The organism is Pedobacter psychrodurus (assembly GCF_004331735.1).
Lineage (GTDB): Bacteria > Bacteroidota > Bacteroidia > Sphingobacteriales > Sphingobacteriaceae > Pedobacter > Pedobacter psychrodurus.
The window spans coordinates 15254-40241 of record NZ_SJSO01000027.1; the positions used below are offsets into that span (position 1 = coordinate 15254).

Annotated in this window: 26 protein-coding genes; 7 read left to right on the forward strand and 19 right to left on the reverse strand. The window is 37.8% G+C overall.

What is annotated here, in order from left to right:
• Nucleotides 1-92: 92 nt before the first annotated feature.
• The 4 genes from leuB (at nt 93) to EZ456_RS22130 (ending at nt 4374) form a co-directional block, all read left to right on the forward strand.
• On the forward strand, nt 93-1184 hold the full coding sequence (gene leuB, locus EZ456_RS22115) for a 3-isopropylmalate dehydrogenase (protein WP_057931994.1): 1092 nt from the start codon (nt 93-95) through the stop codon (nt 1182-1184).
• 10 nt (nt 1185-1194) lie between these two features.
• Nucleotides 1195-2355 carry a 2-isopropylmalate synthase gene (locus tag EZ456_RS22120; protein WP_131533917.1) on the forward strand — a complete coding sequence of 387 codons (1161 nt, stop codon included), beginning with the start codon at nt 1195-1197 and terminating at the stop codon, nt 2353-2355.
• Between the two features lie 297 nt (nt 2356-2652).
• Complete coding sequence (gene ilvA, locus EZ456_RS22125; protein WP_131533919.1) at nt 2653-3903, forward strand: threonine ammonia-lyase IlvA; 1251 nt, start codon at nt 2653-2655, stop codon at nt 3901-3903.
• 120 nt (nt 3904-4023) lie between these two features.
• Complete coding sequence (locus EZ456_RS22130; protein WP_131533921.1) at nt 4024-4374, forward strand: cupin domain-containing protein; 351 nt, start codon at nt 4024-4026, stop codon at nt 4372-4374.
• A 148-nt stretch (nt 4375-4522) separates the two neighbouring features.
• Here the strand turns inward: EZ456_RS22130 and EZ456_RS22135 are convergent, their stop codons facing one another.
• Complete coding sequence (locus EZ456_RS22135) at nt 4523-5083, reverse strand: DUF4230 domain-containing protein (protein ID WP_131533923.1); 561 nt, start codon at nt 5081-5083, stop codon at nt 4523-4525.
• 134 nt (nt 5084-5217) lie between these two features.
• Here EZ456_RS22135 and EZ456_RS22140 point away from each other — a divergent pair, with 134 nt between their 5' ends.
• Nucleotides 5218-5628 carry a hypothetical protein gene (locus EZ456_RS22140; protein ID WP_131533925.1) on the forward strand — a complete coding sequence of 137 codons (411 nt, stop codon included), beginning with the start codon at nt 5218-5220 and terminating at the stop codon, nt 5626-5628.
• A gap of 7 nt (nt 5629-5635) precedes the next feature.
• On the opposite strand, the gene EZ456_RS22145 is transcribed toward EZ456_RS22140, so the two are convergent.
• The 17 genes from EZ456_RS22145 to hemA all read right to left on the reverse strand — a co-directional run bounded on the left by EZ456_RS22145 (nt 5636) and on the right by hemA (nt 21864).
• Nucleotides 5636-6628 (reverse strand): ABC transporter ATP-binding protein, encoded by a 993-nt coding sequence (locus EZ456_RS22145; RefSeq protein WP_131533927.1) that lies wholly within the window; start codon nt 6626-6628, stop codon nt 5636-5638.
• A 168-nt stretch (nt 6629-6796) separates the two neighbouring features.
• Nucleotides 6797-7594: an outer membrane beta-barrel protein gene (locus EZ456_RS22150; RefSeq protein ID WP_131533929.1), complete on the reverse strand. Its 798-nt coding sequence runs from the start codon at nt 7592-7594 to the stop codon at nt 6797-6799.
• 96 nt (nt 7595-7690) lie between these two features.
• Nucleotides 7691-8452 carry a hypothetical protein gene (locus EZ456_RS22155; protein WP_131533931.1) on the reverse strand — a complete coding sequence of 254 codons (762 nt, stop codon included), beginning with the start codon at nt 8450-8452 and terminating at the stop codon, nt 7691-7693.
• Nucleotides 8433-9002 carry an RNA polymerase sigma factor gene (locus tag EZ456_RS22160; RefSeq protein WP_131533932.1) on the reverse strand — a complete coding sequence of 190 codons (570 nt, stop codon included), beginning with the start codon at nt 9000-9002 and terminating at the stop codon, nt 8433-8435. Before EZ456_RS22160 ends, EZ456_RS22155 begins: the two co-directional genes overlap by 20 nt.
• Before the next feature lie 355 nt (nt 9003-9357).
• Nucleotides 9358-10515, reverse strand: a complete 1158-nt coding sequence (locus EZ456_RS22165; protein ID WP_131533934.1) for a hypothetical protein — start codon at nt 10513-10515, stop codon at nt 9358-9360.
• A 190-nt stretch (nt 10516-10705) separates the two neighbouring features.
• A complete protein-coding gene (locus EZ456_RS22170) occupies nt 10706-11266 on the reverse strand; it encodes a CopD family protein (RefSeq protein WP_131533936.1) in 561 nt (186 codons plus the stop codon).
• Nucleotides 11266-11496 carry a hypothetical protein gene (locus tag EZ456_RS22175; protein WP_131533938.1) on the reverse strand — a complete coding sequence of 77 codons (231 nt, stop codon included), beginning with the start codon at nt 11494-11496 and terminating at the stop codon, nt 11266-11268. The genes EZ456_RS22170 and EZ456_RS22175 overlap by 1 nt, the downstream gene beginning before the upstream one ends.
• Before the next feature lie 14 nt (nt 11497-11510).
• Nucleotides 11511-11798 (reverse strand): type II toxin-antitoxin system RelE/ParE family toxin, encoded by a 288-nt coding sequence (locus EZ456_RS22180; RefSeq protein WP_131533940.1) that lies wholly within the window; start codon nt 11796-11798, stop codon nt 11511-11513.
• Entirely contained in the window at nt 11786-11965 is a 180-nt protein-coding gene (locus EZ456_RS22185; protein ID WP_131533942.1) for a hypothetical protein, read from the reverse strand. Before EZ456_RS22185 ends, EZ456_RS22180 begins: the two co-directional genes overlap by 13 nt.
• Nucleotides 11966-12047: 82 nt before the next feature.
• Nucleotides 12048-13073, reverse strand: a complete 1026-nt coding sequence (gene hemE, locus EZ456_RS22190) for a uroporphyrinogen decarboxylase (RefSeq protein WP_131533944.1) — start codon at nt 13071-13073, stop codon at nt 12048-12050.
• Between the two features lie 212 nt (nt 13074-13285).
• The gene (locus EZ456_RS22195) at nt 13286-13801 is read right to left on the reverse strand and encodes a hypothetical protein (protein ID WP_131533947.1); all 516 of its coding nucleotides are present in this window, start codon (nt 13799-13801) and stop codon (nt 13286-13288) included.
• Nucleotides 13801-14505, reverse strand: a complete 705-nt coding sequence (locus tag EZ456_RS22200; protein ID WP_109926856.1) for a response regulator transcription factor — start codon at nt 14503-14505, stop codon at nt 13801-13803. The genes EZ456_RS22195 and EZ456_RS22200 overlap by 1 nt, the downstream gene beginning before the upstream one ends.
• 8 nt (nt 14506-14513) lie before the next feature.
• Nucleotides 14514-15380: a sensor histidine kinase gene (locus tag EZ456_RS22205; protein ID WP_131533949.1), complete on the reverse strand. Its 867-nt coding sequence runs from the start codon at nt 15378-15380 to the stop codon at nt 14514-14516.
• Between the two features lie 555 nt (nt 15381-15935).
• Nucleotides 15936-17306 carry a glutamate-1-semialdehyde 2,1-aminomutase gene (gene hemL / locus EZ456_RS22210; protein WP_131533951.1) on the reverse strand — a complete coding sequence of 457 codons (1371 nt, stop codon included), beginning with the start codon at nt 17304-17306 and terminating at the stop codon, nt 15936-15938.
• Between the two features lie 93 nt (nt 17307-17399).
• Complete coding sequence (hemB, locus tag EZ456_RS22215) at nt 17400-18368, reverse strand: porphobilinogen synthase (RefSeq protein ID WP_131533953.1); 969 nt, start codon at nt 18366-18368, stop codon at nt 17400-17402.
• 239 nt (nt 18369-18607) lie between these two features.
• The gene (gene hemC / locus EZ456_RS22220; RefSeq protein WP_205945153.1) at nt 18608-20188 is read right to left on the reverse strand and encodes a hydroxymethylbilane synthase; all 1581 of its coding nucleotides are present in this window, start codon (nt 20186-20188) and stop codon (nt 18608-18610) included.
• 449 nt (nt 20189-20637) lie between these two features.
• Complete coding sequence (gene hemA, locus EZ456_RS22225; protein WP_131533956.1) at nt 20638-21864, reverse strand: glutamyl-tRNA reductase; 1227 nt, start codon at nt 21862-21864, stop codon at nt 20638-20640.
• A gap of 139 nt (nt 21865-22003) precedes the next feature.
• Between hemA and EZ456_RS22230 the strand changes: the two genes are divergently transcribed.
• Together EZ456_RS22230 and EZ456_RS22235 are read left to right on the forward strand one after the other, a co-directional pair.
• A complete protein-coding gene (locus tag EZ456_RS22230; protein WP_205945154.1) occupies nt 22004-22444 on the forward strand; it encodes a DoxX family protein in 441 nt (146 codons plus the stop codon).
• A gap of 241 nt (nt 22445-22685) precedes the next feature.
• Nucleotides 22686-23510 carry an alpha/beta hydrolase family protein gene (locus EZ456_RS22235; RefSeq protein ID WP_131533958.1) on the forward strand — a complete coding sequence of 275 codons (825 nt, stop codon included), beginning with the start codon at nt 22686-22688 and terminating at the stop codon, nt 23508-23510.
• A gap of 149 nt (nt 23511-23659) precedes the next feature.
• Here EZ456_RS22235 and EZ456_RS22240 read toward each other — a convergent pair whose 3' ends face one another.
• Nucleotides 23660-24934: a mechanosensitive ion channel family protein gene (locus EZ456_RS22240; protein WP_131533959.1), complete on the reverse strand. Its 1275-nt coding sequence runs from the start codon at nt 24932-24934 to the stop codon at nt 23660-23662.
• Nucleotides 24935-24988: the final 54 nt, after the last annotated feature.

Consider the following 24988-nt stretch of genomic DNA (forward strand, 5'->3'; position numbering starts at 1 on the left):
TTTGTGAAGACACAAACCATGGCACAGAATCAATCTGTGTTTATCTGTGAAAATCTGTGGTAAAAACTGCATCGCCAAAAGAGGAGTCAACAATGAAGAAGAACATTTTAGTAATACCTGGAGACGGTATTGGACCCGAAGTTACCACTTGGGGAAAAGCAGCATTAGAAAAAATTGCCGAAATTTTTGGCCATGAATTTGTGTTCGAAGAAGCTTTAATGGGCCATGCGGCTATTGAAGTTACTGGTGAGCCTTTGCCAGATGAAACTTTAGAAAAAGCAAGACAAAGTGATGCTATCCTTTTTGGAGCAATTGGTCATGCCAAATATGATAACGACCCTAGTTTAAAAGTTAGACCAGAACAAGGCCTGCTGAAAATTCGCAAAGAACTGGGTCTTTTTGCTAACCTCCGCCCGATATTACTATTTGATGAACTTCTTCAGGCATCGAGCATCAAACCGGAAATTTTAAGAGGAACCGATATTTTGTTCTTCCGTGAATTAACTGGTGATGTATACTTTGGCGAGAAAATACGTTCTGAAGATCGCAATACCGCTTCAGACCTGATGATATATCACCGTTATGAAGTAGAGCGCATTGCACATAAAGCCTACCAAGCAGCACAGCAACGTAACAAAAGATTATGTTCAGTAGATAAAGCAAATGTTTTAGAAAGTTCTCGCCTATGGCGCGAAACCGTTCAGGAAATTGCAAAACAATATCCTGACGTAGAAACTGAACATATGTTTATTGATAATGCTGCCATGCAATTGATCAAAAATCCTAAAAAATTCGACGTTGTTTTAACGGCCAATTTATTTGGAGATATTTTAACAGATGAGGCTTCACAAATTGCAGGTTCAATGGGTATGCTGGCTTCTGCATCTGTTGGCGAAAGCACTGGTTTCTTCGAGCCTATCCATGGTTCTGCACACGATATTGCAGGTAAAGATTTAGCTAATCCATTAGCTTCTATCCTATCGGCAGCATTAATGTTAGAAATTGGATTCGGACTAAAAGAAGAAGCCAAATTATTGGTTGATACCATCGACCAGGTATTGAAAGAAGGCTTTAGAACACATGATATTGCCGACCAAAATACAAACCGATTTAAAGTTTTAGGCACAGCTGAAATGGGCAAATTGGTACTTAAATTTTTATCCCAAAAATTAATCACTTCCTAAACTTAAGATTATGATTCACGACCCGAACAAAGTTTATATTTTCGACACGACATTGCGTGACGGTGAGCAGGTTCCAGGCTGCCAGTTAGATACAAACCAAAAAGTAGAAATCGCCAAATCACTTGAGCTTTTAGGCGTTGATGTGATTGAAGCAGGTTTCCCGGTATCTAGCCCAGGAGATTTTAATAGTGTAATTGAATTATCAAAGGCAGTAACCAACCCAATTATCTGCGCTTTAACCCGTGCAAATAAAAACGATATCGATGTTGCTGCTGATGCTTTACGTTATGCAAAAAGGCCACGTATCCACACCGGGATTGGCGCATCAGATTTTCATATTAAACATAAATTTAACAGTACCCGTGAAGATATTTTAGAACGTGCTGTTGATGCTGTAAAATATGCTAAAAAGTATGTTGAGGATATTGAGTTCTACGCAGAAGATGCCGGCCGTGCCGACATCGAATTTTTAGCAAAAATGGTTGAAGCTGTTATTGCTGCCGGTGCAACTGTGGTAAACATCCCAGATACCAACGGTTATTGCTTACCAGATCAATACGGTTCGAAAATCCTTTTCTTAAAAGAAAACGTAAAAAATATCGATAAAGCCATTATCTCTGTGCATTGCCACAACGATTTAGGCTTGGCTACAGCGAATTCTATCGCAGGCTTACAAAATGGTGCCCGCCAGGTAGAATGTACCATAAACGGCATCGGAGAGCGTGCAGGCAATACATCTATGGAAGAAGTCGTCATGATTTTGAAAACACACAAGATTTTAGGCTTAAACACACAGATTGATGCTACCCGTTTCTACGAAATGAGTCACATGGTGCGAAACCAAATGAATATGCCTGTTCAACCTAATAAAGCAATTGTTGGTGGAAATGCATTTTCTCATAGCTCGGGTATCCACCAGGATGGTTTCTTAAAAAACCGCGAGAACTACGAAATTATTAAGCCAGAAGATGTTGGTTTCCCTGATGCAACAATTGTATTAACTGCAAGAAGTGGCCGCCATGCTTTAAAACACCATTTAGACCGTTTAGGCCACAAATTGGAAAAAGATCATTTGGACATTGTTTACAAACAATTCTTGGTTTTGGCTGATGGTAAACAAGGTATAAACGACCATGACTTAAACCAATTGGTTGCTTTGCATTTGGCGTAAAAGCTGAAAGGTTAAAGACTAAAGCTAAAAGCAAGCTGAGAATGCCTTAAAAACTTTGAGAGGGTGTCCCCCTTTGGAGGGGGCAGGGGGAGGATTTAAGTTTGAAACACAAACCTTGCTCCCTAAACCTGATTGGAATGAGCATGAAGCGCAGCGGAATAAAATGTAAAGCAGGACAGCTGCCTCCGATGGAATACCGAACCCTGCTTTACAAAAAAATATAAGGAGAATATCAGTCTTGCTACTAGATACTTGATTCTTAGCACACTAAACTATCTCCCTTCTTGATACTAAATTATGAATACTACAACACCGAATACATTAGATTTTCAATCTGCATCGCAACGGTTAAAAGGCGTGGTAAAACGCACACCTTTAGAGTTTAACGCCGGACTTTCTGCTCATTACAATGCCAATATCTACTTAAAAAGAGAGGATCTACAGATTGTGCGCTCATACAAATTGCGTGGTGCCTATAATAAAATTAGCTCCTTGCCACAAGATGCATTAATTAATGGTGTAGTTTGCGCAAGTGCTGGTAACCACGCACAAGGTGTAGCATATTCATGTAAAAAACTCGGTATTAAGGGTGTTATTTTTATGCCAGAAATTACACCGAAACAAAAGGTTAAACAAACCTACATGTTCGGTGGTGACAACGTTGAAGTAATTTTAGTGGGCGATACTTTTGATGATTGTTTAAAAGAAGCTTTAGCTTATAGTGCTGAAAAAGCAGCCACTTTTATCCCACCTTTCGATGACGAAAAAGTAATTGAAGGCCAGGCAACGGTTGGTGTAGAAATTTACGAAGATCTACCTGATTTGGATATGATCGTAATGCCTGTAGGAGGTGGCGGTTTGGCATCGGGCGTGAGTGCTTACATGAAAACCGTTAAACCAGAGGTAAAATTGGTAGGTGTTGAACCGCTGGGTGCACCATCAATGGTTACCGCTATGGAATATGGCGGCCCCTTTACCTTAGAAGAGATAGACCGTTTTGTGGATGGTGCAGCTGTAAAAAGAATAGGCCATATTACTTACGAGTATTGTAAGGAGCTTCTAGATCAGATGCATTTAATCCCTGAAGGAAAAATCTGTACGACTATTTTAAAACTGTATAACGAAGATGCTATTGTGGTTGAACCTGCCGGAGCACTCTCTGTTGCTGCGTTAGATCAACTGAAAGACCAGATTGCCGGTAAAACTGTAGTTTGTATTGTAAGCGGTGGAAATAACGATATTGAGCGCATGCAGGAGATTAAAGAGAAATCTTTACTTTTCGAAGGCTTGAAACATTATTTCATTGTACGTTTCCCACAAAGACCAGGTGCATTAAAATTATTTGTAAATGAAGTTTTGGGCCCACAGGATGATATTACCCGTTTCGAGTTTATTAAAAAAACGAATAAAGAAAATGGCCCTGCATTGGTTGGTATAGAACTTTCTAATAAAAACGACTATGCAAGTTTATTGCAGCGCATGAAAGATTTTAAATTCGAGATTATCGAACTGAACCAAGATCAAACTTTGTTTGAATATTTAGTTTAAGGATATTTAACCGCAAAGCACACAAGGTTCTAATACAATCGTCATGCTGAATTTATTTCAGCATCTTTCTAGTATAGAAGACCCTGAACTAAATTCAGGGTGACGCAAAAAATAAAAAAAATGAATTTCAAAGAGTTAACCAACAAAGCACTAATTTCTGATAGCGATATCGATTGGGAAGATTTAGGAGGAGGCGTTAAACGCAAAATTATGGCTTACGATGATCAGCTGATGCTGGTTAAGGTAGACTTTGAAAAAGATGCCATTGGTACCATTCACAATCATCCTCATTTGCAAATGAGTTATGTAGCAAAAGGAAGTTTTGAGGTTAGCATGGGCGATGATAAGAAGATACTAAATGAGGGCGACGTTTTCTTTGCCCCATCAAATGTATTCCATAGTGTACTTTGTTTAGAAGCTGGATTATTGGTTGATGTTTTTAATCCGCACAGAGAAGATTTTTTGAAATAAAACCGATGGACGTCATTTCGAGCGGAGTGCAACGCAGTCGAGAAATCTATCTCGAGGAAGATCTCTCCGCTCCACTGCGTTCCGGTCGAGATGACGACACTATGTGACGATCGCTTAACCTTACGCCCAAAACCTTTCACCTTTAGCCCTATTCAAAAGTAAATTTCACATTCTTATAGCCCAATCCTTCAATAATCGGTTTAAGTACCGTCGTAGCATTGGTTTTGGTTTGCGTTAAAATGGTTGATTTTTTAACTTCAGCAGTAATTTGCCTTTCAGCTGCTTTATACGCTTCATCTACCAAATCAGCCTCGCGGAAGAAAGCCATCTTCGTATCGTAAACACGAGAGTTTTTATGGTCGATTTTTACATAACATATTTCAGGCTGTGGCAAATTTACTACAGCGGTATCCGCATCAATATCAATATCTTCGCGGGTAATTTTAGTTAAGTCGATACAGCCTACTGCTTCGGCTTTAACAATCAATAAAACGCTGGCTTCGGGCAAAAAATCTGTTTTGTTTTTGTGTTCCAAAACATCACTGATCTGATATCTCACCAGCTCTAACTTCCCAATTGCTTCAATTTTCTCTACCAGAAGCTGATGTTTGCTTTCTACAGTGGTATTGATGCTAAATTTTTTGGAGATAAACAAATACCCTGCAACGATTAAAATTAACCAGGGTAAGAGGCGAAAAAAGAGCTTCATAATTAAAAAAAATAGGTTACTAATATTTGTGTATTTAATGTGTTGCACAATAATTAATCCATAAATCTTTAATTATATTTTTTTGGCAGCAGATTTGTAATACCAATATCACACACAAATAAAAACTAATCACAATGAAAAAACTTACCATCTTAATGCTTTGCATTGCTACGCTAGGCCTAGCTTCCTGCAAAAAAGAAACACTTGTTCAACAAAACAATACAATTTTAACCGTAGTTAGAGACATTTCTACTAATGCCTGGGCATTAAGTAGCGATGGAAAAACATTTTCTGCGAATATTGCCGTTCCAGAAATAGATCAATTCCACCTTGATAATGAAGGAACTTTGGTTTACATTTCTTACAATAGTGGCGCAAGTTATATAGCACTACCGTTTGTTTATAATGTAGATGCCTATAGCTTCGAGGTATACAAAGGTGGTGTGTCTATCGACGTGCAAAGCTCAGATTATCAGGCAACAACTCCAATAAAACCTACATCAACAGTAAGGGTAAAAATAGTTCTTGTTGGAAACGATTTATAACTATTATTTAAAACTCCAAAAAACGACTGATGTTCAATTGAACATGGTCGTTTTTTTTATGCTCTCCCCTGTTCAGCTGCAAGGCACGGATGCTAACACCATTTCTTTCTAAAAGCAGTTCATCATAAAAACCTTTGTAATACACATCTTTTACTTCAAAACGTCTGCTGCTCCAGCTATTGCTTATTTCGGCCCACTCGGGATAAAATACAACCGAATCTTTTTCCGTTTTTAAACCAATTTTTTCAGCATCAGCTCTCGATAAAACCACAGCATTACCTAAAATCTGAGCGGTATAAATATGCGCTGGATGCTGATAAATTTCTGAAGGTTTTCCGGTTTGTAACAGTTCTCCATTTTTCAGAATAAGTAACTGGTCGGCCAGAAATAAGCCATCGGCAGGATCATGGGAGACTAAAATTACGGTAACACCGGTTTCTGAGGCTACACGTTTGATATCTGCGCGTAGCTGGTTTTTAAGTAAGGCATCAACCTGGCTAAAAGGTTCGTCTAAAAGTAAAACCTGTGTATCGGCAACCATTGCTTTTGCTATGGCTACGCGCTGCTGCTCTCCCCCGCTCAATTCAATAATTTTTTTATTTTGAAGTGGTAAAATCCGAAGATGCTCCATAATCTGAAGCGTTTTTTCAGCTTTGGTTTTAAGGTCGGTGTTCGATAACTGTGAGGCAATATTATCGTAAACCTTGGCATAAATGTTTAATGAAAAATCCTGCGTAACCATTTTCATCTGTTTATGCCCAGGGATCAATTGTTCATCGGGTCCCTTAACCCTTTTATCTTCGAAAAAGATTTCACCTTCATCGGTTTTTAACAACCCGTAAATAGATTTCAGTAAGGTCGATTTTCCGCTTCCGCTTTCGCCAATAATGGCTACTACATCGCCCCTTTTAATTTCGAAACTTACATTTTTAATTCCACCGGCCTGTTCTGCCTGGTATTGCTTGGTTAAATTTTTAACGCTGATTATGGTATTGCTCACACGGTAAAGATAATGAATAAGCTTAAAGTGTAAAGACTAAAGCTTAAAGCAAAAAACTGCACACAAAAAATCCTGTCTCGCCTAACCGAAACAGGATCTGTTTTATTTGTGTATTGACACCCTATCTTTCAGGAGGGTTTTATCAGTCCCCTTTAAGGAGTTTAGGGGTTAATTTAATCCGAAAGTAACCCCGAAACTCATATTCTTTAAGCCAGCTTGCTGAGCGGTAGTAAACATATCGTTAAAGTAATATTTGGTAAACAAACCTATACCACCATAGCCAAATCTAATTGTTCCGCCGTAACGAACCGATTGAAAGTGGTAGCTGTCATATTGTTTTTCTTTACCACGCTCTTCGCTTACCTGTTTAATTTTTCCATTTAGTAAAAAACTAACTTCTGGACCTAAAACCAAATAAAATCTTTTGCTGTTATGGTTTTCTTTAGTTCGGAATTCGAAATTTAAGGGAATGTGCACATAGCTACTAGAGAAACGGTTTTTAGAGAAATGTACAGGCGCTTGATCGGTATATACAAATTCGTTTGAATTTTTAGCAATGGTAATATCTTTTCGTAAACGGATTAATGTCCAGTCGAATCCACCTGCCACATAAACTTTAAAATTAGAATTAAAACGATAGCCAAACTGTAAAACATCAAAAGAAAATGTACTGGTTTTACCACCTTTATAATCTAAGAACTCGTTGTTAGGAGATAAATTGAAACTGCCATTATCAATTAACCTCGAGAAACCCCAATCAACCCTGGTAAAAGTAATTCCACCTACAAATCGACCTTTTTTAGAATCTATTTTAGTACTATCTTTTTCATCTCTGGTAATGCTAACAATACCATAGTTCAAATCTTTCCTATTTTTCTTTGTACTATCTTGTTGAGCAAAAGCTCCTGGAGCCATAACACCGGCAAGCCCGCTTACCAAAAGTGTTGTATAAATTAGACGTTTCATATATGTGTGTTTGTTATGTTGAATGAGTGAATTATTGAATGAGAGAATGCTGTGATACCTAAATCCTAAAATCTGTAAATTCTGATCAATCCTAGCTTATTTTTTATTCCGTTTCCCTATTTTAAATGGACCGATATTGATTGATGCCAAAGAAGAATCATCATCATCAGTACGGAACTGAATTAATTTATCTTTTCTTTTATCCATCTTGTTTACAATCAGGTTTACCACATCGCCAACATTACGGATGCCTTTATTACTTTGTTCGTTTTCATTAACAGCATCGTCCGTTTTAACTGTTGTTGGATTGGCTGCAATTGCAATATCTACTTTAGGCTGCTCAAGAATTGCCGCTTCAATTTGTGCTTTAATATCACGTTTAAGATCTTCAACCTGAGCAATCATTGTTTCTTGCTTTAGCATTTCAGGGCCTGTAACTATGCGCGGTTGCTCCACAGAATGTTTAAAGCCTTGTTTTACCTTTGTTTTAGCAATAGTACTTACCGCTTTAGGTTGAACTGGCAAAACTGGTGCAATATTTTCAACTGGCTCAACAAGCTTTGTTGCAGAATCTTTAACAATCGGATATTGCACTGCTGGTTTAGTTTTTTCAATTGTGGTACTGGCTAATTGCTTGCCTGCATTAGTGGTATCCTGTTGTTGATAAACGAAAATTCCGATGGTAGCAATCAATAACACCGCTGCTGCCGATAACCAATAAATAGGTATGATCCTTTTTTTCTTAGGCGTTATTTCGCTTTCAATATTGCTCCATAAATCCCTCGAAGGTGCTACTTCTGCATCAGCAAAAGCATCCTTAAATAACTGATCAAAATCCTTATCCCGTATAGGTTGCATAACCAAATCCCTCCATTTTTATAATTTCTTCTTTTAATATTGCTCTTGCTCTCGATAATTGCGATTTACTCGCGCCTTCTGAGATCCCAAGCGTTTCACTAATTTCTTTGTGCGAATAGCCTTCTATTACGTACATGTTAAAAACCATGCGATAACCATCTGCCAATTTTTGTATTACCTTCATTAAATCCTGCATCCCTAAAGTGCCAAAATCAAATCCGGTTGATGGTTGCTCGTAAGCTTCATCTATTTCAACCACATTTAAGCTGCGTAAATTTTTACGGTAACTTTCAATTGCAGTGTTCACCATTACCCTTCTAATCCAACCTTCAAAAGAACCATCGCCCCTATACTCTTTTATCTTTTGGAAGATTTTGATGTATCCCATTTGTAGCACATCTTCTGCCTCCATCCTATCTTTGGCATAGCGCATGCAAACGGCCAACATTTTCGATGCAGTTTGCTTGTAAAGCAGCTCTTGCATCTTCCGGTCGCCAGCTTTGCAGCCTTCCATCAAATCGTTTATCGTATAGCTTCGCGTCAATTTCATTGTGTGTTTGTATATAGAAGATGGCAGATTACAAACAATGGTTGCATAGGGAGAGAAAAAAAGTTAAATAAAGTTAAAATTAGCCTAATACTTACTGATTATCAAACAGATACAGCTTAAATAATTTTCAAGAAAGATATAGATTTTTTATTTGAAAATGAACATTCAGCATTTCATCGGAGTCAGCAGTCCCGCTATTCGCTTCAAAGCCTCAGTTCGTTCCTCACCTTCGTGTTTTTCGCTGCTATCGGGTTTAGAAACCAGGGGAACGGCTTAAAAATAATAAACCTCGTAGATTTGGAAACCTACGAGGTCTAAATTTTAAGTGATTTTTTCTCCTAAACCTTCCTACCCTCTACCTTCCATCCTTTTTCACCTTAAACAATTTAAAATCCTGTTTATAAGTCAAGAAAAAGGAGTGGTTAAACTGAAGTTGTTTATCGGTATTGTCTAAATCGATATGTGGCTCGAAACGCACATCAAGGTATAAATGTGGAATTAATTCTTTTTGGTAAGCATAACGCAGCGAAACAATGTTTCTGGCGCTTTGCTTCAACCCAGGACTATACAGATTGTCAGAAACCGATTCGTACAGCGGCATACCTTTAATAGAAATAAAGTTATTTCCTTTCCAGTAAGAAGCCACCAAGCTTCCCCATTTACTTTCTACACCGGCGTTTAACCATAAACCAAAGCCACCTTGGTAAGCTCTTCTTTTATCAGGAGATAAATCTTTGTAAACGGCAATATAGTTATCAGTATATAGCTGTTTAATATTGGCATTAATTGCTTTATGTAACTTCAAACCAGTTGCACCGTTAAACATGGTGGTAATCGGGATTTCCTTGAGCACATCAATCTGTCCGCCCTGGTGGAAGGCCAAAAACTGCGCAGGGAAACTAAATTTCCAACCATTACCTTCTGCAATTGTAGTTTCTGTTGATAAACCACCTATAATTTCCTCTTTTGCAGGATCGCCCTTATAGATCATTTTTTGCCAGGCTATCCAGGCATCTAATGTAAATTTCTTACGCTCAACCAATAACTGTGTTCCATATTCAATCGGCGTAGTTAAGGTTCTTTCAAAATCGTATAATGGCTCGATATACTTATGTTGAATATTACCTTCTAAACTTCCAAAAATTAAGGTGAGGTTTCTTTTATGGTATTTTACGCTGAATAAAGGTTTCGCATCCGAAATTCCGTTTCTTCCAAAATCTTTTCTGATAAAAGCACCTGCAGTGATGGCCAAATTTGGATGCGCGTAATAAACAATTTGTGGCTGTAACTGCGTTCCGTATAAAGTATAACCATCATGGAAATCATTGGTGTACTCGTAATTGCGGACGTAGTTTAAATTGTAAAAGTTAAAGTGAACTTCATTGGTTAAGCTGCTATCAGGACGGATGCGATTTTCGAAAGCCGATTGATTGAACTGGGCCGAAGCCAAATAAGAACTAAAAAGAAAAGATATTAAGAGTAAGGTCTTTTTCAGACCTGTAGATGTAAACATGCGCTTAAATTTTATCGCCCAAATTTAGAATAGTTTTTGGTTTATTTAACCGCAAAGAACGCGAAGTTTACGCAAAGGAAACAAAGTTACTTATGGGTTGACCACCAAGGCACAAAGAACACAAAGTTTTTCTTAACACCTCTTATTACAAGCAATATTCTTGGTGCCCTAGTGACTTTGTGGTATAAGATTATTCGCCACGTTTTTTACGATAGTTCTTGTATAGTTTAACCGCAATCATAATGGCCATGGCTATCCCCATTATGCCAATTAAACCGTAAATCCAGTTAATGGCATTTTTCAAGATCACCACAAATACAATAGCGATCATAAAAATGGTAGCCAGCTCACGCCACAACCTCAGCTGAAAGCTGCTTAGCTTATAAACGTTATTTTTAAGCTGTTTAACGATGTTTTGGCAGATGAAGTGATAGATTAGTAAACCAACAACAAAAGCGAGTTTAACCCACATCCAATCGGCTTGGAGCAAACCTTGGTTTAAAGTCAACATGGATGCTCCTGCCAGAACAGAAATGATCATTGCCGGAGTAGCAATAATTTTCCATAAAGTGGCCTCCATTTTAACAAACTGCTTTTGGAGGATACTTTTTTCTGGTTCGGGCTTATCGTTTGCCTCAGTATGGTAAATAAAAAGACTCAGGATATAGAACAATCCAGCCATCCAGCTAATCACAAATACAATATGTACTGCTTTGAAATATTGGTAATACGGCAACAGGGTTTCTATCATTAGAAGAGTTTAATTCTTTTAGATGGTACTTGAAGTTTTTTATATGACCCAGAGGCTATTTTTAGAACATCGCCGTTGTTGAATGTTCTATAAACGCCATCGTCTTTAACCTCTGTTATTCCCAAATCCAAAGCAGAGATGACACTATGAATTTCTTTCATATGTTTATTTATAGCTTTAATCATTTCTGTTATAGCTAAATCATTATCATATTGTGTGGATGCAGGCATACTAATTTATGATACTACAAAAAGGGTTGGGCTGCATGATGAACAGTTATGATCTCAATAGTATCAATTTCTTTATCGAAAAAATAAATAACCCTATAATTCCCTTCTATAAGTTCACGGATTGACTCATTATCTCTTTCAGGAACAATCCTACCCAATTCAGGCATTTCCTTTAAAATCTTAGGTTTGTTAAAGAGTTTCTTAATTATAGCTGCGGCAAAATTATGAGAATACTGACTATGAAAATTGGCAATATTATTTAAATCATCAATGGCTATTTCTGTCCAGACTATTTTAGCCATTTCTCTAATTTTTTCTCGGCCTCCTCCTCAGAATAAATTTTACCCGTTCCAACCTGATTCAATCCTGCATCAATTTTTTGAAGTAATAAAATTCTTTCAATTAATTCATCTGCAGAAAATTCATCTGGCATCTCTTTCAACGTATCTATAACTTCGATCTTCTTCATTAGAAAAATTTTAGAATAAGTTTAGCCCTTATATATCCAAATATAACAATTTGTGTTTGCTATCCAAAGTCCTTCTTAGGGGTTAATACCTAAACTCTTTAACTACTTCAATTGCGTATTTAACGTTATCGAAAGGAATATCTGGCATTATACCATGGCCTAAATTGAAGATAAATCCTTCAGTACCGCGCATGCGTTCGAATAATTTATGGATCTGTGCCTTAATTACCGCTTTATCAGCATATAAAATGTGTGGGTCTAAATTTCCCTGAACAGCAATACCTTTTGGCAAAGCATTTTTAATATTCAATAAATCGGCATTCCAATCAACTGAAATGACATCTGGTTTAGCCTCTGCCATAATTGGTGCAAAAACCGAACTTCCTTTACAGAAAGAAATCACAGGAATATCTTTTCTGTTTAAGTTAGCAATAATTTCCTGAATATAACGGTGAGAAAACTCCTGGTAATCATTCCATGATAAGGCAAGCGCCCAACTGTCGAAAATTTGAACAGCGTTAACGCCAGCAGCAATCTGAAGGTTTAGATAATCAGTCGTTACCTTTGCAATTTTAGCCAAAAGTTTGTGCGCCAACTCTGGTTGGTTGTGTATAAAGAGCTTGGTTAATTTAAAATCTTTAGAAGAACCTCCTTCAATTAAATAACTCATTACCGTAAATGGTGCACCTGCAAAACCGATTAAAGGAATATTTCCGTCCAATCGTTGTTGGATCACTTTAATGGCATCAGCAACATATTGCAATTCGTCTAGACAATCTACATTTAAGTTTTCAATATCTTGAGCAGTACGTACTGGGTTGGCAAATTTAGGGCCAACGCCTTGAGTAAAACTTAAATCGCCACCCATAGCCTCGCCAGTTACCAAAATATCACAGAATAAGATTGCCGCATCAATATCCAACAAATCAACAGGTAACATGGTCACATCTGCTGCAATTTCCGGGGTTTTACACATCTCTAAAAAAGAGTATTTGTTTTTAATTTCCCAATATTGTGGCATAAAACGACCTGCCTGACGCATCATCCATACTGGTGGGCGTTCGGTTTGTTTTGAAAATGCTGCGTCTAAAAATAAGTTATTCTTCATGATTTGTATTTGGTGTTCATTAGTCAACGTCACCCTGATCCGATAGCTATCGGATTTAGTTCAGGGTCTTAATAGCAAAAAAGATGCTGAAACAAGTTCAGCATGACGAGTGGTCTAAAATTTTAATTGCGCAAAGGTATAAATAAAAAAAAAACGAAGTACCTTTTTATTCCTAAACCGGTGCTTCGTTATTCAAAATGACAATACTAATATTATATTTTGCTTATTTCTTTTTCAATTTTAACGATAATATCTTTCGAGCGTTGCGTTTCGGCAAGTTCTTTGGCCAATTTGGTATATGCTTCTGCCCTTTCTCTGTCTTTCTTCCTCAAAGCCAGGTTAGCCAAATGGATCAGTACATACGATTTCTCGTTCTTACCTCCAACCGGAAAACGACTCGCCAGCTGAAAGTGATATTCAGCCTTATCATAATCTTCTTCCTTCAAAGCCATATTACCTTGCATAAATTCGTAATAACCCCTTCGGCTTTTGGCCAAGCGCTCTGGCTTAACCACCTCAGCCAATAAAGCTTTGGTTTTACCGAATTCGTTATTTTTGAAATGCTTCGATGCCATTAACACCGAACCATGTTTAAAATGGCTCCAAACAACAAAGACAAATAATAGCCCTGAAACAGCTGCCAACTGGTATTGATTGTAAAAAACACAAACCAACGCAGACAGCACAAAAACTGCCATTAAAGCATATCTGCCTTTATTATTGTACATTAATGAATATCGGTAAATTTATAGCCTACACCACGGATGGAATGGAAATAAACAGGATTTTTCTGATCTGGCTCGAAATACTTACGGAACGTTAAAATGAAGTTATCGATTGTTCTGGTTGATGGGTAAACATCATAATTCCAAACAGTTTCTAAAATCTGCTCTCTCGAAACTGCATCATTTTTACGCTCAATCAACAGTTTCAACAACATCGTTTCCTTTTTGGTTAACGGTGTGATGGTACCATCATCATGTTTCAATTCGAAAGAGTTAAAATAGATTGTTTTATCGCCGATTTTATAAGAATTCAATTCTTTTAAATCATCAGATTTTAAACTGCGTTTAACTAAAATACCTACACGAAGAATTAATTCTTCTAAGTTGAAAGGTTTAACCAAATAATCATCAGCACCTTTTTTCAAACCTAAAACACGGTCTTCCGAAGTATTTTTAGCTGTTAAAAACATAATTGGAACTTCTGCATTCTCTAAACGGATTGTTTCGCAAACCTGGAAACCATCCATTTCAGGCAACATTACATCTAAAATAATTAGATTGAAGCGTTCTTCTTTAAAAATTTTAAGAGCGGTTTTGCCATCTTTAACGGCGTGAACTTTATAACCCTCAAGTTCGAGGTTTAATTTGATAGCATCTAACAAGTGATCCTCGTCTTCTACCAATAGAATTCTTAATTTTTGTGACATAATTGAGATTAACTAAATGTTACTTCAAAAATACTTCCTTGAGGCAGATTGTCTTTTACTGTAATATCTGCATCATGGTATTGTAAAACCTCTTTCACAATAAACAAGCCTAAACCTGTTCCTTTCGCTTTTCTGACATTCTCGTTACCAACGCGGTAAAACTTATCAAATATCAACATTTTTTCGGCATCTGAAATACCTGGCCCCTGATCCATCACACTTAATTGAATATGCCCATCAACCTTGTTTAAATGCACATTTATCTCATCACATGGGTTCGAATACTTTACTGCATTCTCAATTAAATTAGTTACTACTGACGATAAGGCAAATTTGTCACCCATTATCTGCAAATTTGGCTGAATTTTAGCGTTTATGATCTGTTCGCATCCACAAGAATGAACCTGTAGCCTATCCGTGATTTTGTATACCAACTCCGAGAAGTTAAATTCTTCCTTTGGAAAAGTGTAGGAACGGTTTTCGATCTTGGTGGCCAACAACATATTTTCGACCAGATCATCTAAACGCTCAATGTCTTTTAACGAATTATTTAGCAATGAAGTTTGACGCGCCTTGTCCAAATCTCTTTTAACAATAGTTTGGATAGAAAGTTTAATCGCAGCCAAAGGAGATTTTAATTCATGCGTAATCGACATCAAGAAATTCTGTTGCTGCTCTCTTAATTTATCTTCGCGTTTTAACGACTGATGAAGGAAATACCCACCAATGCACAGCAAAAACAAAAACACAGAACCTTCGCCCATAATCATGGTCATGCGGCTTGGCTGCAAACGCACCACCAATGTTCCCCACGAAATGAGTTGAATGAGTGCGTAAAGCAATAATGCGTAAAATATGATAATGGATTTCTTCATGCCAGGATTTTTATGATTTAAGGATTTTAATATTTATTCCTTAACCATTACTATTTTTTATTATTTATCGCCATGGTTTGTGTCCTCACGAACCATTTTTTCCTTATGGGTTGATTACACAGATTGTTTTTCTTGTCCGTCATTGCTGTAAGGGTTTTTCAGCCGACGAAGCAATCTTATTAATATAGCTATTTTAATAAAATAAATCTATTAAGAAAACTCCCCATGGTTCGTGTCTTCACGAACCATTTTAATTTTACTTGAAAAGCAGGTTTCTATGCTTTTCGGTTATCCCAGCCCCGCTTTCCGTTTTCTGCCGATGCTAATTTAGTGCCGATTTATCGGTAAAGGATCGGCATTCACTCCAATCAGGTTTAGATAACATAAGTTATTCGCTTTAACTTAAGACCACCCCGCCTTTCAGGCACCCCTCCTTGAAATAAGGATGGGAGTAAAACCCTCAAAGTTTTATAACCCAACTTATATGTCTTATAAGGTTAAGAACCTCTTTGTTCTCTGTAAAAACTCAGTGTCCTCTGTGGTTAAACAAAAAACTTACTTCTTAAACACCAAATCTAATGCTTCAAAAATAGCCCTTTTCGCTTTCTCTAATTCGATCTTAGTATGTGCTGAAGATACGAAACCAACTTCATATCCCGATGGGCCTAAATAAATTCCTCTATTCAATAACTCCCGGTGCATAATTTTGAATTTCTCCATGCTGCTCGCATCAATATCATCAGCAGATTGGATTTTATCTTTATCTGTAAAAGCAAACCAGAAGATAGAGCCTATGGTAAATACTTTAAATTTATAATTACGTGCTGTTGCAAAACGTTGAATACTGGCCACAAATTCTTGTGTCTTATTATTCAGATCTTTGTAAAAGCTCGATTTGTTCAGTTCTGTTAAAGTGGCAATTCCTGCTGCCATGGCCACCGGATTTCCGGATAAGGTTCCTGCCTGATACACACCACCATCAGGAGAAATATGTGCCATAATTTCAGCACGGGCACCATACATACCAACAGGTAATCCACCACCTATGATTTTGCCATAAGTAACAATATCAGGTGTAACACCGTAATGTGCCGCTGCTCCTTCAAAACCTACCCTGAATCCAGTAATCACTTCATCAAAAATCAGAAGAGAACCATTATCAGTACAGATTTTACGCAAGAAATGAATATATTCTTCATCTTGAATAATCAGTCCATTATTTGCTGGAATACCCTCTATAATTACCGCAGCAATTTGATCTTTAAACTGGTCGAAAGCTTGTTCAATAGCTGTTTTATCATTTAATGGAACAACAATAGTTTCTTCGGCAAAAGATTTTGGTACCCCTGCAGAAGATGTTTCGCCAAAAGTAACCAAACCAGAACCTGCTTTAACCAAAAGCGAATCGCTATGACCGTGGTAACAGCCTTCGAATTTTAAAATTTTATCGCGACTTGTAAAACCTCTTGCCAAACGTATCGCCGACATCACAGCTTCAGTTCCTGAGCTCGTGAAACGGATTTTCTCAACAAAACGGTTGTTTTTGATAATTAGCTCGGCCAATTCATTTTCTAAAGCTGTTGGTGCGCCGAAGCTCATTCCGTTCTGCATTACTTCGGTAACTTTCTCGCGGATTTTAGGATTGTTATGCCCCAAAATCAACGGCCCCCAGCTACCACAGAAATCGATAAACTGATTACCATCGGCATCCCAGATAAAGCAGCCATCACCTTTTTCGATAAAAAGTGGTGTGCCATAAACAGATTTAAAAGCTCTTACAGGTGAGTTTACTCCACCAGGGAAATACGTTTTTGATTTCTCGTATAATTCGGCAGATTTTACCCTCGAAATATCAGGCTTACTTCCTGTATTTAAAGGAATATCGGCTTCGTTGCCTGAAAACATTTTTTTTAATGAATCTAACATTATTTTAAGCTAAAAGCTAAAAGACTAAAGCTTAAAGTCAGAGTTAATCGCCACACAGCGCTTTGATCTTTCTGCTTTAGTCTTTCTGCTTAATTACATCCAGTCGTTATTTAAAATATCTTTAATATGGTAAGTGGTAATAATACTTGCACCTGCGCGGGCAAAGGCATGCATAGTTTCCATCACTACTTTTTGTTCATCTACCCAGCCGCGTTCGGCAGCTGCTTTTACCATTGAGTATTCGCCAGATACATTGTAAACTGCAATTGGCAAATTGGTATCTTGTTTTAACCGTTGAATAATATCCAGATAAGCTAAACCTGGTTTCACCATTAAAACATCTGCACCTTCTTTCTCATCCAGCTGTGCTTCGCGCAAAGCTTCTAATGGGTTTCTGAAATCCATCTGATAAGCTTTTCTGTCGCCTTTGCTTGGCGCACAATCTGCGGCCTCTCTAAATGGGCCATAGTAGGCAGAAGCAAATTTTGTTGCATGGCTCATAATGGCTGCATTTACAAAACCGTTATCATCTAAAAGATTACGTATGGCTTCAATCCGGCCATCCATCATATCCGACGGCGCAAACATATCAGCACCAGCTTCGGCATGCGTTAAAGCCATCTTAGCTATTACCTCTACCGTTTTATCGTTTTGAACATAATCGTTCTCTAAAATACCGCAATGACCATGGGTGGTATAAGAACAAACGCATACATCGGTAATTACATATAAATCATCACCGAATTGTTTTTTTAACTCGCGCACTGCAGTTGGCACTAAAGAATGATCGTGATAGGCGGATTTTGCGTCTTCTGATTTTTCATCGCCAACACCGAAAAGCATAATTTTGTTGAGTCCTTTTTTCATTCCAGCCTCAACATCTTTCACCAGGGTATCAATCGAATAATGGTTTACACCTGGCATCGCATCAATGGCGTGGGTAACATTGTTGCCTGGCACTATAAAATAAGGGTACACAAACATATCTTTCGATAACCGGGTTTCGGCTACCATCTCTCTCACTAGTGGGTTTTTCCTTAATCTACGCGGACGATTTAACATATTCTCTGTATCAAGTATTTAGTATCGAGCGTTAACGCGAACTATTGTTTTGTTATTATTTGAAAAAAGCATTGTGCGCCGAAGATGCTGAACTGAATCCGATGGCTATCGGATCAGCATGACGACCTTTTGTAGCAGATTGCCCTGCAATGACGAGTTATCGATTTCTTCGCTTTAAGCCTTGGTCTTTTAGCTTTAAACACCATACACCTTCAACCTCTATAACCTCAGCCTTAAACCTACCTTATCTCTATCCCAAAAACAGCTTCAGCCAATCCAATTTCATCAGGCGAATAAGGCAAAGCGTATTTCACCCCCATTTCATCAAATTTCTTACCGGTAGAATTTCCGATGGCGATTACCTGTTGACCTGGTTCCAATAAATTATCAGCGAAATACGCATCAACATTTGATGGGCTGGTAAAAATGAGCACATCGGCATAACTCTGGTCTATATCTTCTTCTATTACCGTTTCGTAAATCGGCAGATCGATTATTTTAGCATCAGCTGGTAATGATTTCTGAATAGATTGTAAAGAATCCTGTGCTCTTGGGAACAATACTTGCTGACCAGCAACCAATTGCGCAAAATCTTCTGCGACTTCGGTAATATCACCACTCTCACCAACAAAATCGGCAAAATGGCCAAACTTACGCAATGCATCTTCCGAACCTCTTCCAACTACACCAAATTTTGTTTTCTTTGGCAGCACTGGTTTTAAGTTGAAAAAATATTCCACACAGTTGCGGCTACTGAAGAAAACCCAGTCCACATGCCTCAAGATAAACTGATCTAAAACAGTTACTATTGGGAACGTACGGATTAACGAACGTCCCTCTATTTCAATATTATTATTTTCTAATGCCCTACGGAAATAACTGTGTTCGCCAATTTCGCGCGAGATGAAAACCTTTGCCGGTTTCTTTCTTTCTACATTAAACTTGCTCACAATTTTTTCTGCCAAACCTTCGGTACTTTCTGCACGTAAAAACAAACGCTCAGGAAAATGGTCGGCAGTTTCGGCCTTTGAAGTCCAAATTTCGAATTTTCCATTTTCTTTTTTGCAATAACAACCTAAAGGCATGTGGCAACCACCTTCGAAAAGGTTTAACACCTTGCGTTCTACAGTTACTGTTTCCGCTGTTTCAGGATCGTGCAGTTTTTGTAGTGCATCAAAAAGTTCGGTATCATTTTCCCTGATCTGAATAGCCAAAGCACCTTGTGCAGGCGCAGGGATAAACTCAGTAGTTTCCAATTCTTCCACATGTAAATCGCTTACATCAAGATTTAAGCGCTTAACACCAGCTTTTGCAATCAGAATGGCATCATAATCTTCATCACGAAGTTTTTGAATACGGGTGGGTACATTTCCACGTAAATCTTCAACCTCTAAATCGGGACGTAACCCCAATAACTGTGCTTTACGGCGATTGGATGAAGTGCCAACCATTGCGCCTTTTTTTAACGAAAGCTTTTGCGAAACATCTACACAATCTTTTAAAATCAAAAGATATTCGCTTGCTTCTTCACGTGGTGGTAAAGCAGCAATAACCAATCCTTCAGGATGTGTTGTAGGCAAATCTTTAAGGCAATGTACAGCCAGATCAATTGTTCCACCCAAAAGCTCTTCTTCCAATTCTTTGGTAAAAAAGCCTTTGCCTTCCAGTTTATCTAATCTTAAATTCAGGATTTTATCACCCTGCGTTTTAATGATTTTTATTTCTGCTTCTATTCCAATTGCAGCCAATTCATCTTTTATATGATTTGCTTGCCATAAAGCCAGGTCGCTACCGCGTGTTCCGATGGTTAATTTCTTCACTATAAAGGTTAAATGAGTTGCAAATTTAATTTAATTAGTGGTTTATACCATGAATTGTTTAAAAATGAGACAGTGAGGTTACAGAATGGGTGATTTAAAGGATTTCTATGACATTATGCGATTGGCAATGCAACGTTTTGTCATTCTGAGTGCAGCGAAGAATCTCTAAGCGACACGACTCTCTCCATAAATAAAATTCAAATGTAATTTATGCTAGATGGCGGTTGAACCATATAAGGAATATAAGTCCATTTAAGTTGATTGAATGAAAGATGCTGAAGCAAGTTCAGACGATAAGGGAATTGGTTGCGGGATTTATCTAAAAAACAAAAGATTTGCTTCGCAGAGCCTTCGGGTTCTTCACTGCGTTCAAAATGACAGAATAAAGGGATATATAAAACTAGACTTGGCGTTCTTTGCGATTGTTTTAGCCCCCTTTGAGGTTAAAATTAAGATTGATTTACCAAAATTTCTTTGGCCATCACCATCGGAACGCTGATGTATTTTTTCTCCATGTAGTTCATTACACGTTCTAACACTTCGCGCGACGCCTCATCCATTTGATTAATTTCATCGGCAAACACACCATTTATGGCTGTATTTTTGATTTCCTTAATCTTTCTTGGCACTTCCTGCATCGCCAGTTCGATACGGCGTTGTTTTAAAACAGAGAAAAATTCGATAATGTTGTTGCTGATAATTTCTTCGGCATGCACCAGTTCGTTATAACGTTCCTGGATATTTTTGCGTGCCACCTCTTTCAGTGATTCTACCTCAATATAATGTACAAGGTTATTATGGATCACTGCTGGCGTAACATCGTTCGGAATGGCCAAATCTACAATTACCTTTTTGCCTTGATCGCCATTTAACAGTTTAGCGTATAACGCTTCGGTAATTATCGCTTCGGTAGAACCAGTACAGGTAATGATTACATCAAATCCTTCATTAAAACCTTCAAGTGCGGCTAAAGGATAAGCCTTACCACCAAGCTCTGCTGCCAAAGACTCGGCCTTAGAAAAGGTACGGTTAAAAATCGAGAAATTAGAATATTTATGTTTGTTGAGGTATTTAGCAATGTTCTGATTGGTTTCGCCAGCACCAATAATCAAGATACGTGAGTTGCCACACATATTTAACTCTCTTAGCTTACGGTAGGCCAATGAAACAACAGAAACTGGATTTTTTGAAATATTGGTGTGCGTATAAACTTCTTTTGCTGTTTTAACCACACGATCCATAATCATACGCATGTAATCGCCGGTAAATCCTGCATCACGACAGTTTTCGTAAGCTTTACGGATCTGAGCAAGGATTTCCTTTTCGCCAACCACCAAACTCTCTAAAGAACAAGATGTTCTGAGTAAATGATTAAAAGCCTCTTCATTTTCGTAAACAGAAACATTATCAAGAAAACGCTCCATAAACTCAGGAGGCAGCCCCATGTCTAAAACGGTCAGGAATTTGGTTACAAATTCTTTGTCGGTTTTCTCTTTGGTAAGGAAAACAAACTCTACACGGTTACAGGTTCCAATATAAAAAATTTCGCTAACGGGAAGCTCTGCTTGAACATTCTTCAACCTGCTATCTAAACTCTGATCACAAATAACTAATTTCCCTAAAGATTTCAGGTCGATGTGGTGATGCGTAAAAGCTATTACTTTTAAATATTCCAAGTGCTTCCGTTATTAACTATTATCGGGATACAAAAGTAACATGGTGAAGGCATGTGACTGTCATTAACCTGTAATTTACATCAATTTAGAACGGTTTTAAATAAAGAACCTAAAGATTAATCAAAGCATATTGATTTATATGAACAAACCAATCCGCAAAATTTTTCTCTGGATTTATGCCCTCTTTTACGTCCTGGCTGGATGTAACCACTTTTTATCCACTACAGTATATTACGTGATTATGCCAAAATGGTTGCCTGCACCTGGCTTTTTAATTTATTTTTCCGGAATATTAGAAATCGTTTTTGGGGTTTTATTACTGATTAAGAAGACCAGAAAGTTAGCGGCACTGTTGATTACACTCATGTTAATTGCATTTTTACCGGCGCATATCTACATGATCCAGATGGCGCCGTTCATGTTGGGGGAAATACTGGTAACTCCGCTTATTGCTTGGATCAGACTGCCTTTTCAGTTGTTGTTTATCGGATGGGCCTGGTATTATTATTCTTTGTCGTCATTGCGAGAAGGAACGACGAAGCAATCTTTACAAAAGAGATTACGGAATTTTAAAAGTTGATCGTAAGAGAAAAGAGCCTGTTTCATCGGGAGCAGATGCTTCGTGCCTCTGCATGACAGCATATTTAGGGTAGTTGCAATAAAAAGTATTTTCACTGTTATCGGGTTTAGATAACAGTGGCCTTTGGTATTATTAACGGTTTTCTTGACGCTCGCCCAATAAATACATAATCTAATCATTGCAAAAACACACAACAAAATTAGATTTCGTAGGTTTATAATTTGTATTAATTCCTTAAACTATGATTACTCAAAGCAACTTTAGCCTTAGCGGTTCTGACAGAAAATTAATTATCGGTGATATTACTTTCGACGAGAAAAACCCTAATACACCAATCATACTTTTTGTACATGGCTTTAAAGGCTTTAAAGATTGGGGCGCGCATAATTTAGTGGCCAGGTATTTTGCCAGCAATGGATATCGTTATATTAAATTCAATTTATCACACAGTGGCGTACCAGTTGATAATCCGAAAGATGTAACCGATATGAATGCCTTTGCCAGTAATACCGTATCGAAAGAACTTTTTGATTTAAATGCGGTGCTCGATTTTATCGAAAAAGCATACGGTAAAGACACAAAGGTGAACCTGATTGGTCATAGCCGTGGCGGTGGATTATCGATTATTGAGGCTTCGAACGATTTAAGGATCAACAAACTGATTACCTGGAGCGCAATTGGCGATTTTAGCAGTCTCTGGAAAAAGGAACAGGAGGCTGATTGGAAAAAGAATGGCAAAATATTCGTTACCAATGCCCGAACGAAAGAGCAGATGCCTTTAAACGTAACCTTATTAGAAGATATGGAAGAAAATGCAGCAGCATTGAATATTTTAGATGCAGCAAAACGGGTAAACGTTCCCTGGTTAATTATCCATGGCGATGATGATGTGAATGTTCCTTTTGAAACCGCACAAACCCTCGCAGAGGCCAACCCTGGTAGCAGGTTAGTTAAAATTGAAGGTGCCAATCATGTTTATGGGGCAACCCAGCCTTATACCAACGAAACTTTGCCACCACTTTTATTTAAGGTTTGCGAAAAGGTTTTGATATTTTTGGAAGAATAGTGTTCCTTAGTTCGTGGTCGTCACCCTGAACCGAGCCTTGGCGAACTCACCGAAGGTAATTTAGTTTAGGGTCTATGCTGCAAATCAAATCTTAATCACCTTAACTCCTTAATGGTCAATATTTTTTATTTGGCGCACACAAAGGCTGTCTAATCATCCCCTCTCCTCACAAAATTCCGCATATCGCTACCGCTTGGGCTTTGAAAAATCTCCAGATCGAAATAAGGTACCGCAGCTAACAAATGATCAAAAATATCTGCGGCCACTTCTTCAAATCGTTTTAATCCTTTTTCTTTCGAGAATACATAAATCTCAATAGGAAGACCATTTTCTGTGGCCTGTAACTGGCGCACCATAAATGTTAAATCGGTATTAATATGCGGATTACTCTCCAAGTATTTCTCTGCATAAATCCTGAAGGTTCCGATATTGGTCATATGGCGACCATTAACCAGATTATTGGGATTAACTGTATTTTCGGCATTATAACGTTCAATAAAAGTTTGTGTTTCTTTGAGGTAATCTTTCAGAAAATCAATACTTTGCAGTCTTCCAATCAATTCGTCATCACAGAATTTAATGCTCGAAATTTTAATGTTGATGTGCCGTTTAATCCTCCTCCCCTCACTTTCTTCCATAGCACGCCAATTTTTAAACGACTCGCTTACTATGGCATAACTCGGAACAATAGTGACGGTTTTATCCCAGTTCCGCACCTTAATCGTAGTTAAATTAATTTCGGTAACCTCACCATCTGCACCGTATTTTTCTACGGTAATCCAATCGCCCACCCTAACCAGGTCGATGGCACTCATTTGCACCGAAGCTACAAAACCTAAAATCGGATCTCTAAAAATCAAGATAAAAACAGCAGTAACCGCTCCAAATCCACCGAAAACATATAATGGTGATTCACCCAAAATAATGGAAAGAATAAGTACAAAACCAACAATGTAAAACACAATTTTGGCTACCTGCTTATAACTCCTAATCGGTTTATCAGCGTATTTCTTTGATGATTCCATGATGGATACCAAAGCATTCAGAAACGCATTTACAGCAAACATTACGGCTAAAACCATGTAGATTCTAGCAAATATTAAAGCATAAAATAACCCGTTTTTAAAATCGATAAAAAGATAAGGAACAACATTATAGATGATATAGGCCCCAAATATCAAAGCAAAAGCCCTGAAAACCCTAAATTCGAATAAAGCTTTTTGCCAGTCTGACTTTGTTTTGGCACTTTTTACCACACCGATAAAAACCTGTCGGGTTACAAATATGGTAATAAACAGGAATAACGTAACCCCAACAAGGCCAATAAAAAAGTAAGAATAAATCAGTTCGCCACCAGCCAGGCCTTTGCCTGCAAGCCAGTTTCTAAGCTCGTTAAATATGGATTGAAACTCCGGGATATTCATTAAGGCAATTTAGGTTTTATTGATCAGAAATTTAAATGGTACCCTAATTGATAA

Bases quoted from the DNA above. Each gene is read 5' to 3' on its own strand.
- hemB (WP_131533953.1), bottom strand. From the start codon at position 18,368: ATGTTAAATCGTCCGCGTAGATTAAGGAAAAACCCACTAGTGAGAGAG.
- EZ456_RS22140 (WP_131533925.1), top strand. From the start codon at position 5,218: ATGAAAAAACTTACCATCTTAATGCTTTGCATTGCTACGCTAGGCCTA.
- ilvA (WP_131533919.1), top strand. From the start codon at position 2,653: ATGAATACTACAACACCGAATACATTAGATTTTCAATCTGCATCGCAA.
- EZ456_RS22200 (WP_109926856.1), bottom strand. From the start codon at position 14,505: ATGTCACAAAAATTAAGAATTCTATTGGTAGAAGACGAGGATCACTTG.
- EZ456_RS22205 (WP_131533949.1), bottom strand. From the start codon at position 15,380: ATGAAGAAATCCATTATCATATTTTACGCATTATTGCTTTACGCACTC.
- EZ456_RS22235 (WP_131533958.1), top strand. From the start codon at position 22,686: ATGATTACTCAAAGCAACTTTAGCCTTAGCGGTTCTGACAGAAAATTA.
- EZ456_RS22120 (WP_131533917.1), top strand. From the start codon at position 1,195: ATGATTCACGACCCGAACAAAGTTTATATTTTCGACACGACATTGCGT.
- EZ456_RS22170 (WP_131533936.1), bottom strand. From the start codon at position 11,266: ATGATAGAAACCCTGTTGCCGTATTACCAATATTTCAAAGCAGTACAT.
- EZ456_RS22150 (WP_131533929.1), bottom strand. From the start codon at position 7,594: ATGAAACGTCTAATTTATACAACACTTTTGGTAAGCGGGCTTGCCGGT.
- EZ456_RS22185 (WP_131533942.1), bottom strand. From the start codon at position 11,965: ATGAAGAAGATCGAAGTTATAGATACGTTGAAAGAGATGCCAGATGAA.
- EZ456_RS22165 (WP_131533934.1), bottom strand. From the start codon at position 10,515: ATGTTTACATCTACAGGTCTGAAAAAGACCTTACTCTTAATATCTTTT.
- EZ456_RS22175 (WP_131533938.1), bottom strand. From the start codon at position 11,496: ATGCCTGCATCCACACAATATGATAATGATTTAGCTATAACAGAAATG.
- hemE (WP_131533944.1), bottom strand. From the start codon at position 13,073: ATGAAGAATAACTTATTTTTAGACGCAGCATTTTCAAAACAAACCGAA.
- EZ456_RS22180 (WP_131533940.1), bottom strand. From the start codon at position 11,798: ATGGCTAAAATAGTCTGGACAGAAATAGCCATTGATGATTTAAATAAT.
- leuB (WP_057931994.1), top strand. From the start codon at position 93: ATGAAGAAGAACATTTTAGTAATACCTGGAGACGGTATTGGACCCGAA.
- EZ456_RS22195 (WP_131533947.1), bottom strand. From the start codon at position 13,801: ATGTACAATAATAAAGGCAGATATGCTTTAATGGCAGTTTTTGTGCTG.
- EZ456_RS22155 (WP_131533931.1), bottom strand. From the start codon at position 8,452: ATGCAACCTATACGGGATAAGGATTTTGATCAGTTATTTAAGGATGCT.
- EZ456_RS22130 (WP_131533921.1), top strand. From the start codon at position 4,024: ATGAATTTCAAAGAGTTAACCAACAAAGCACTAATTTCTGATAGCGAT.
- EZ456_RS22240 (WP_131533959.1), bottom strand. From the start codon at position 24,934: ATGAATATCCCGGAGTTTCAATCCATATTTAACGAGCTTAGAAACTGG.
- EZ456_RS22230 (WP_205945154.1), top strand. From the start codon at position 22,004: ATGAACAAACCAATCCGCAAAATTTTTCTCTGGATTTATGCCCTCTTT.
- EZ456_RS22135 (WP_131533923.1), bottom strand. From the start codon at position 5,083: ATGAAGCTCTTTTTTCGCCTCTTACCCTGGTTAATTTTAATCGTTGCA.
- EZ456_RS22160 (WP_131533932.1), bottom strand. From the start codon at position 9,002: ATGAAATTGACGCGAAGCTATACGATAAACGATTTGATGGAAGGCTGC.
- hemL (WP_131533951.1), bottom strand. From the start codon at position 17,306: ATGTTAGATTCATTAAAAAAAATGTTTTCAGGCAACGAAGCCGATATT.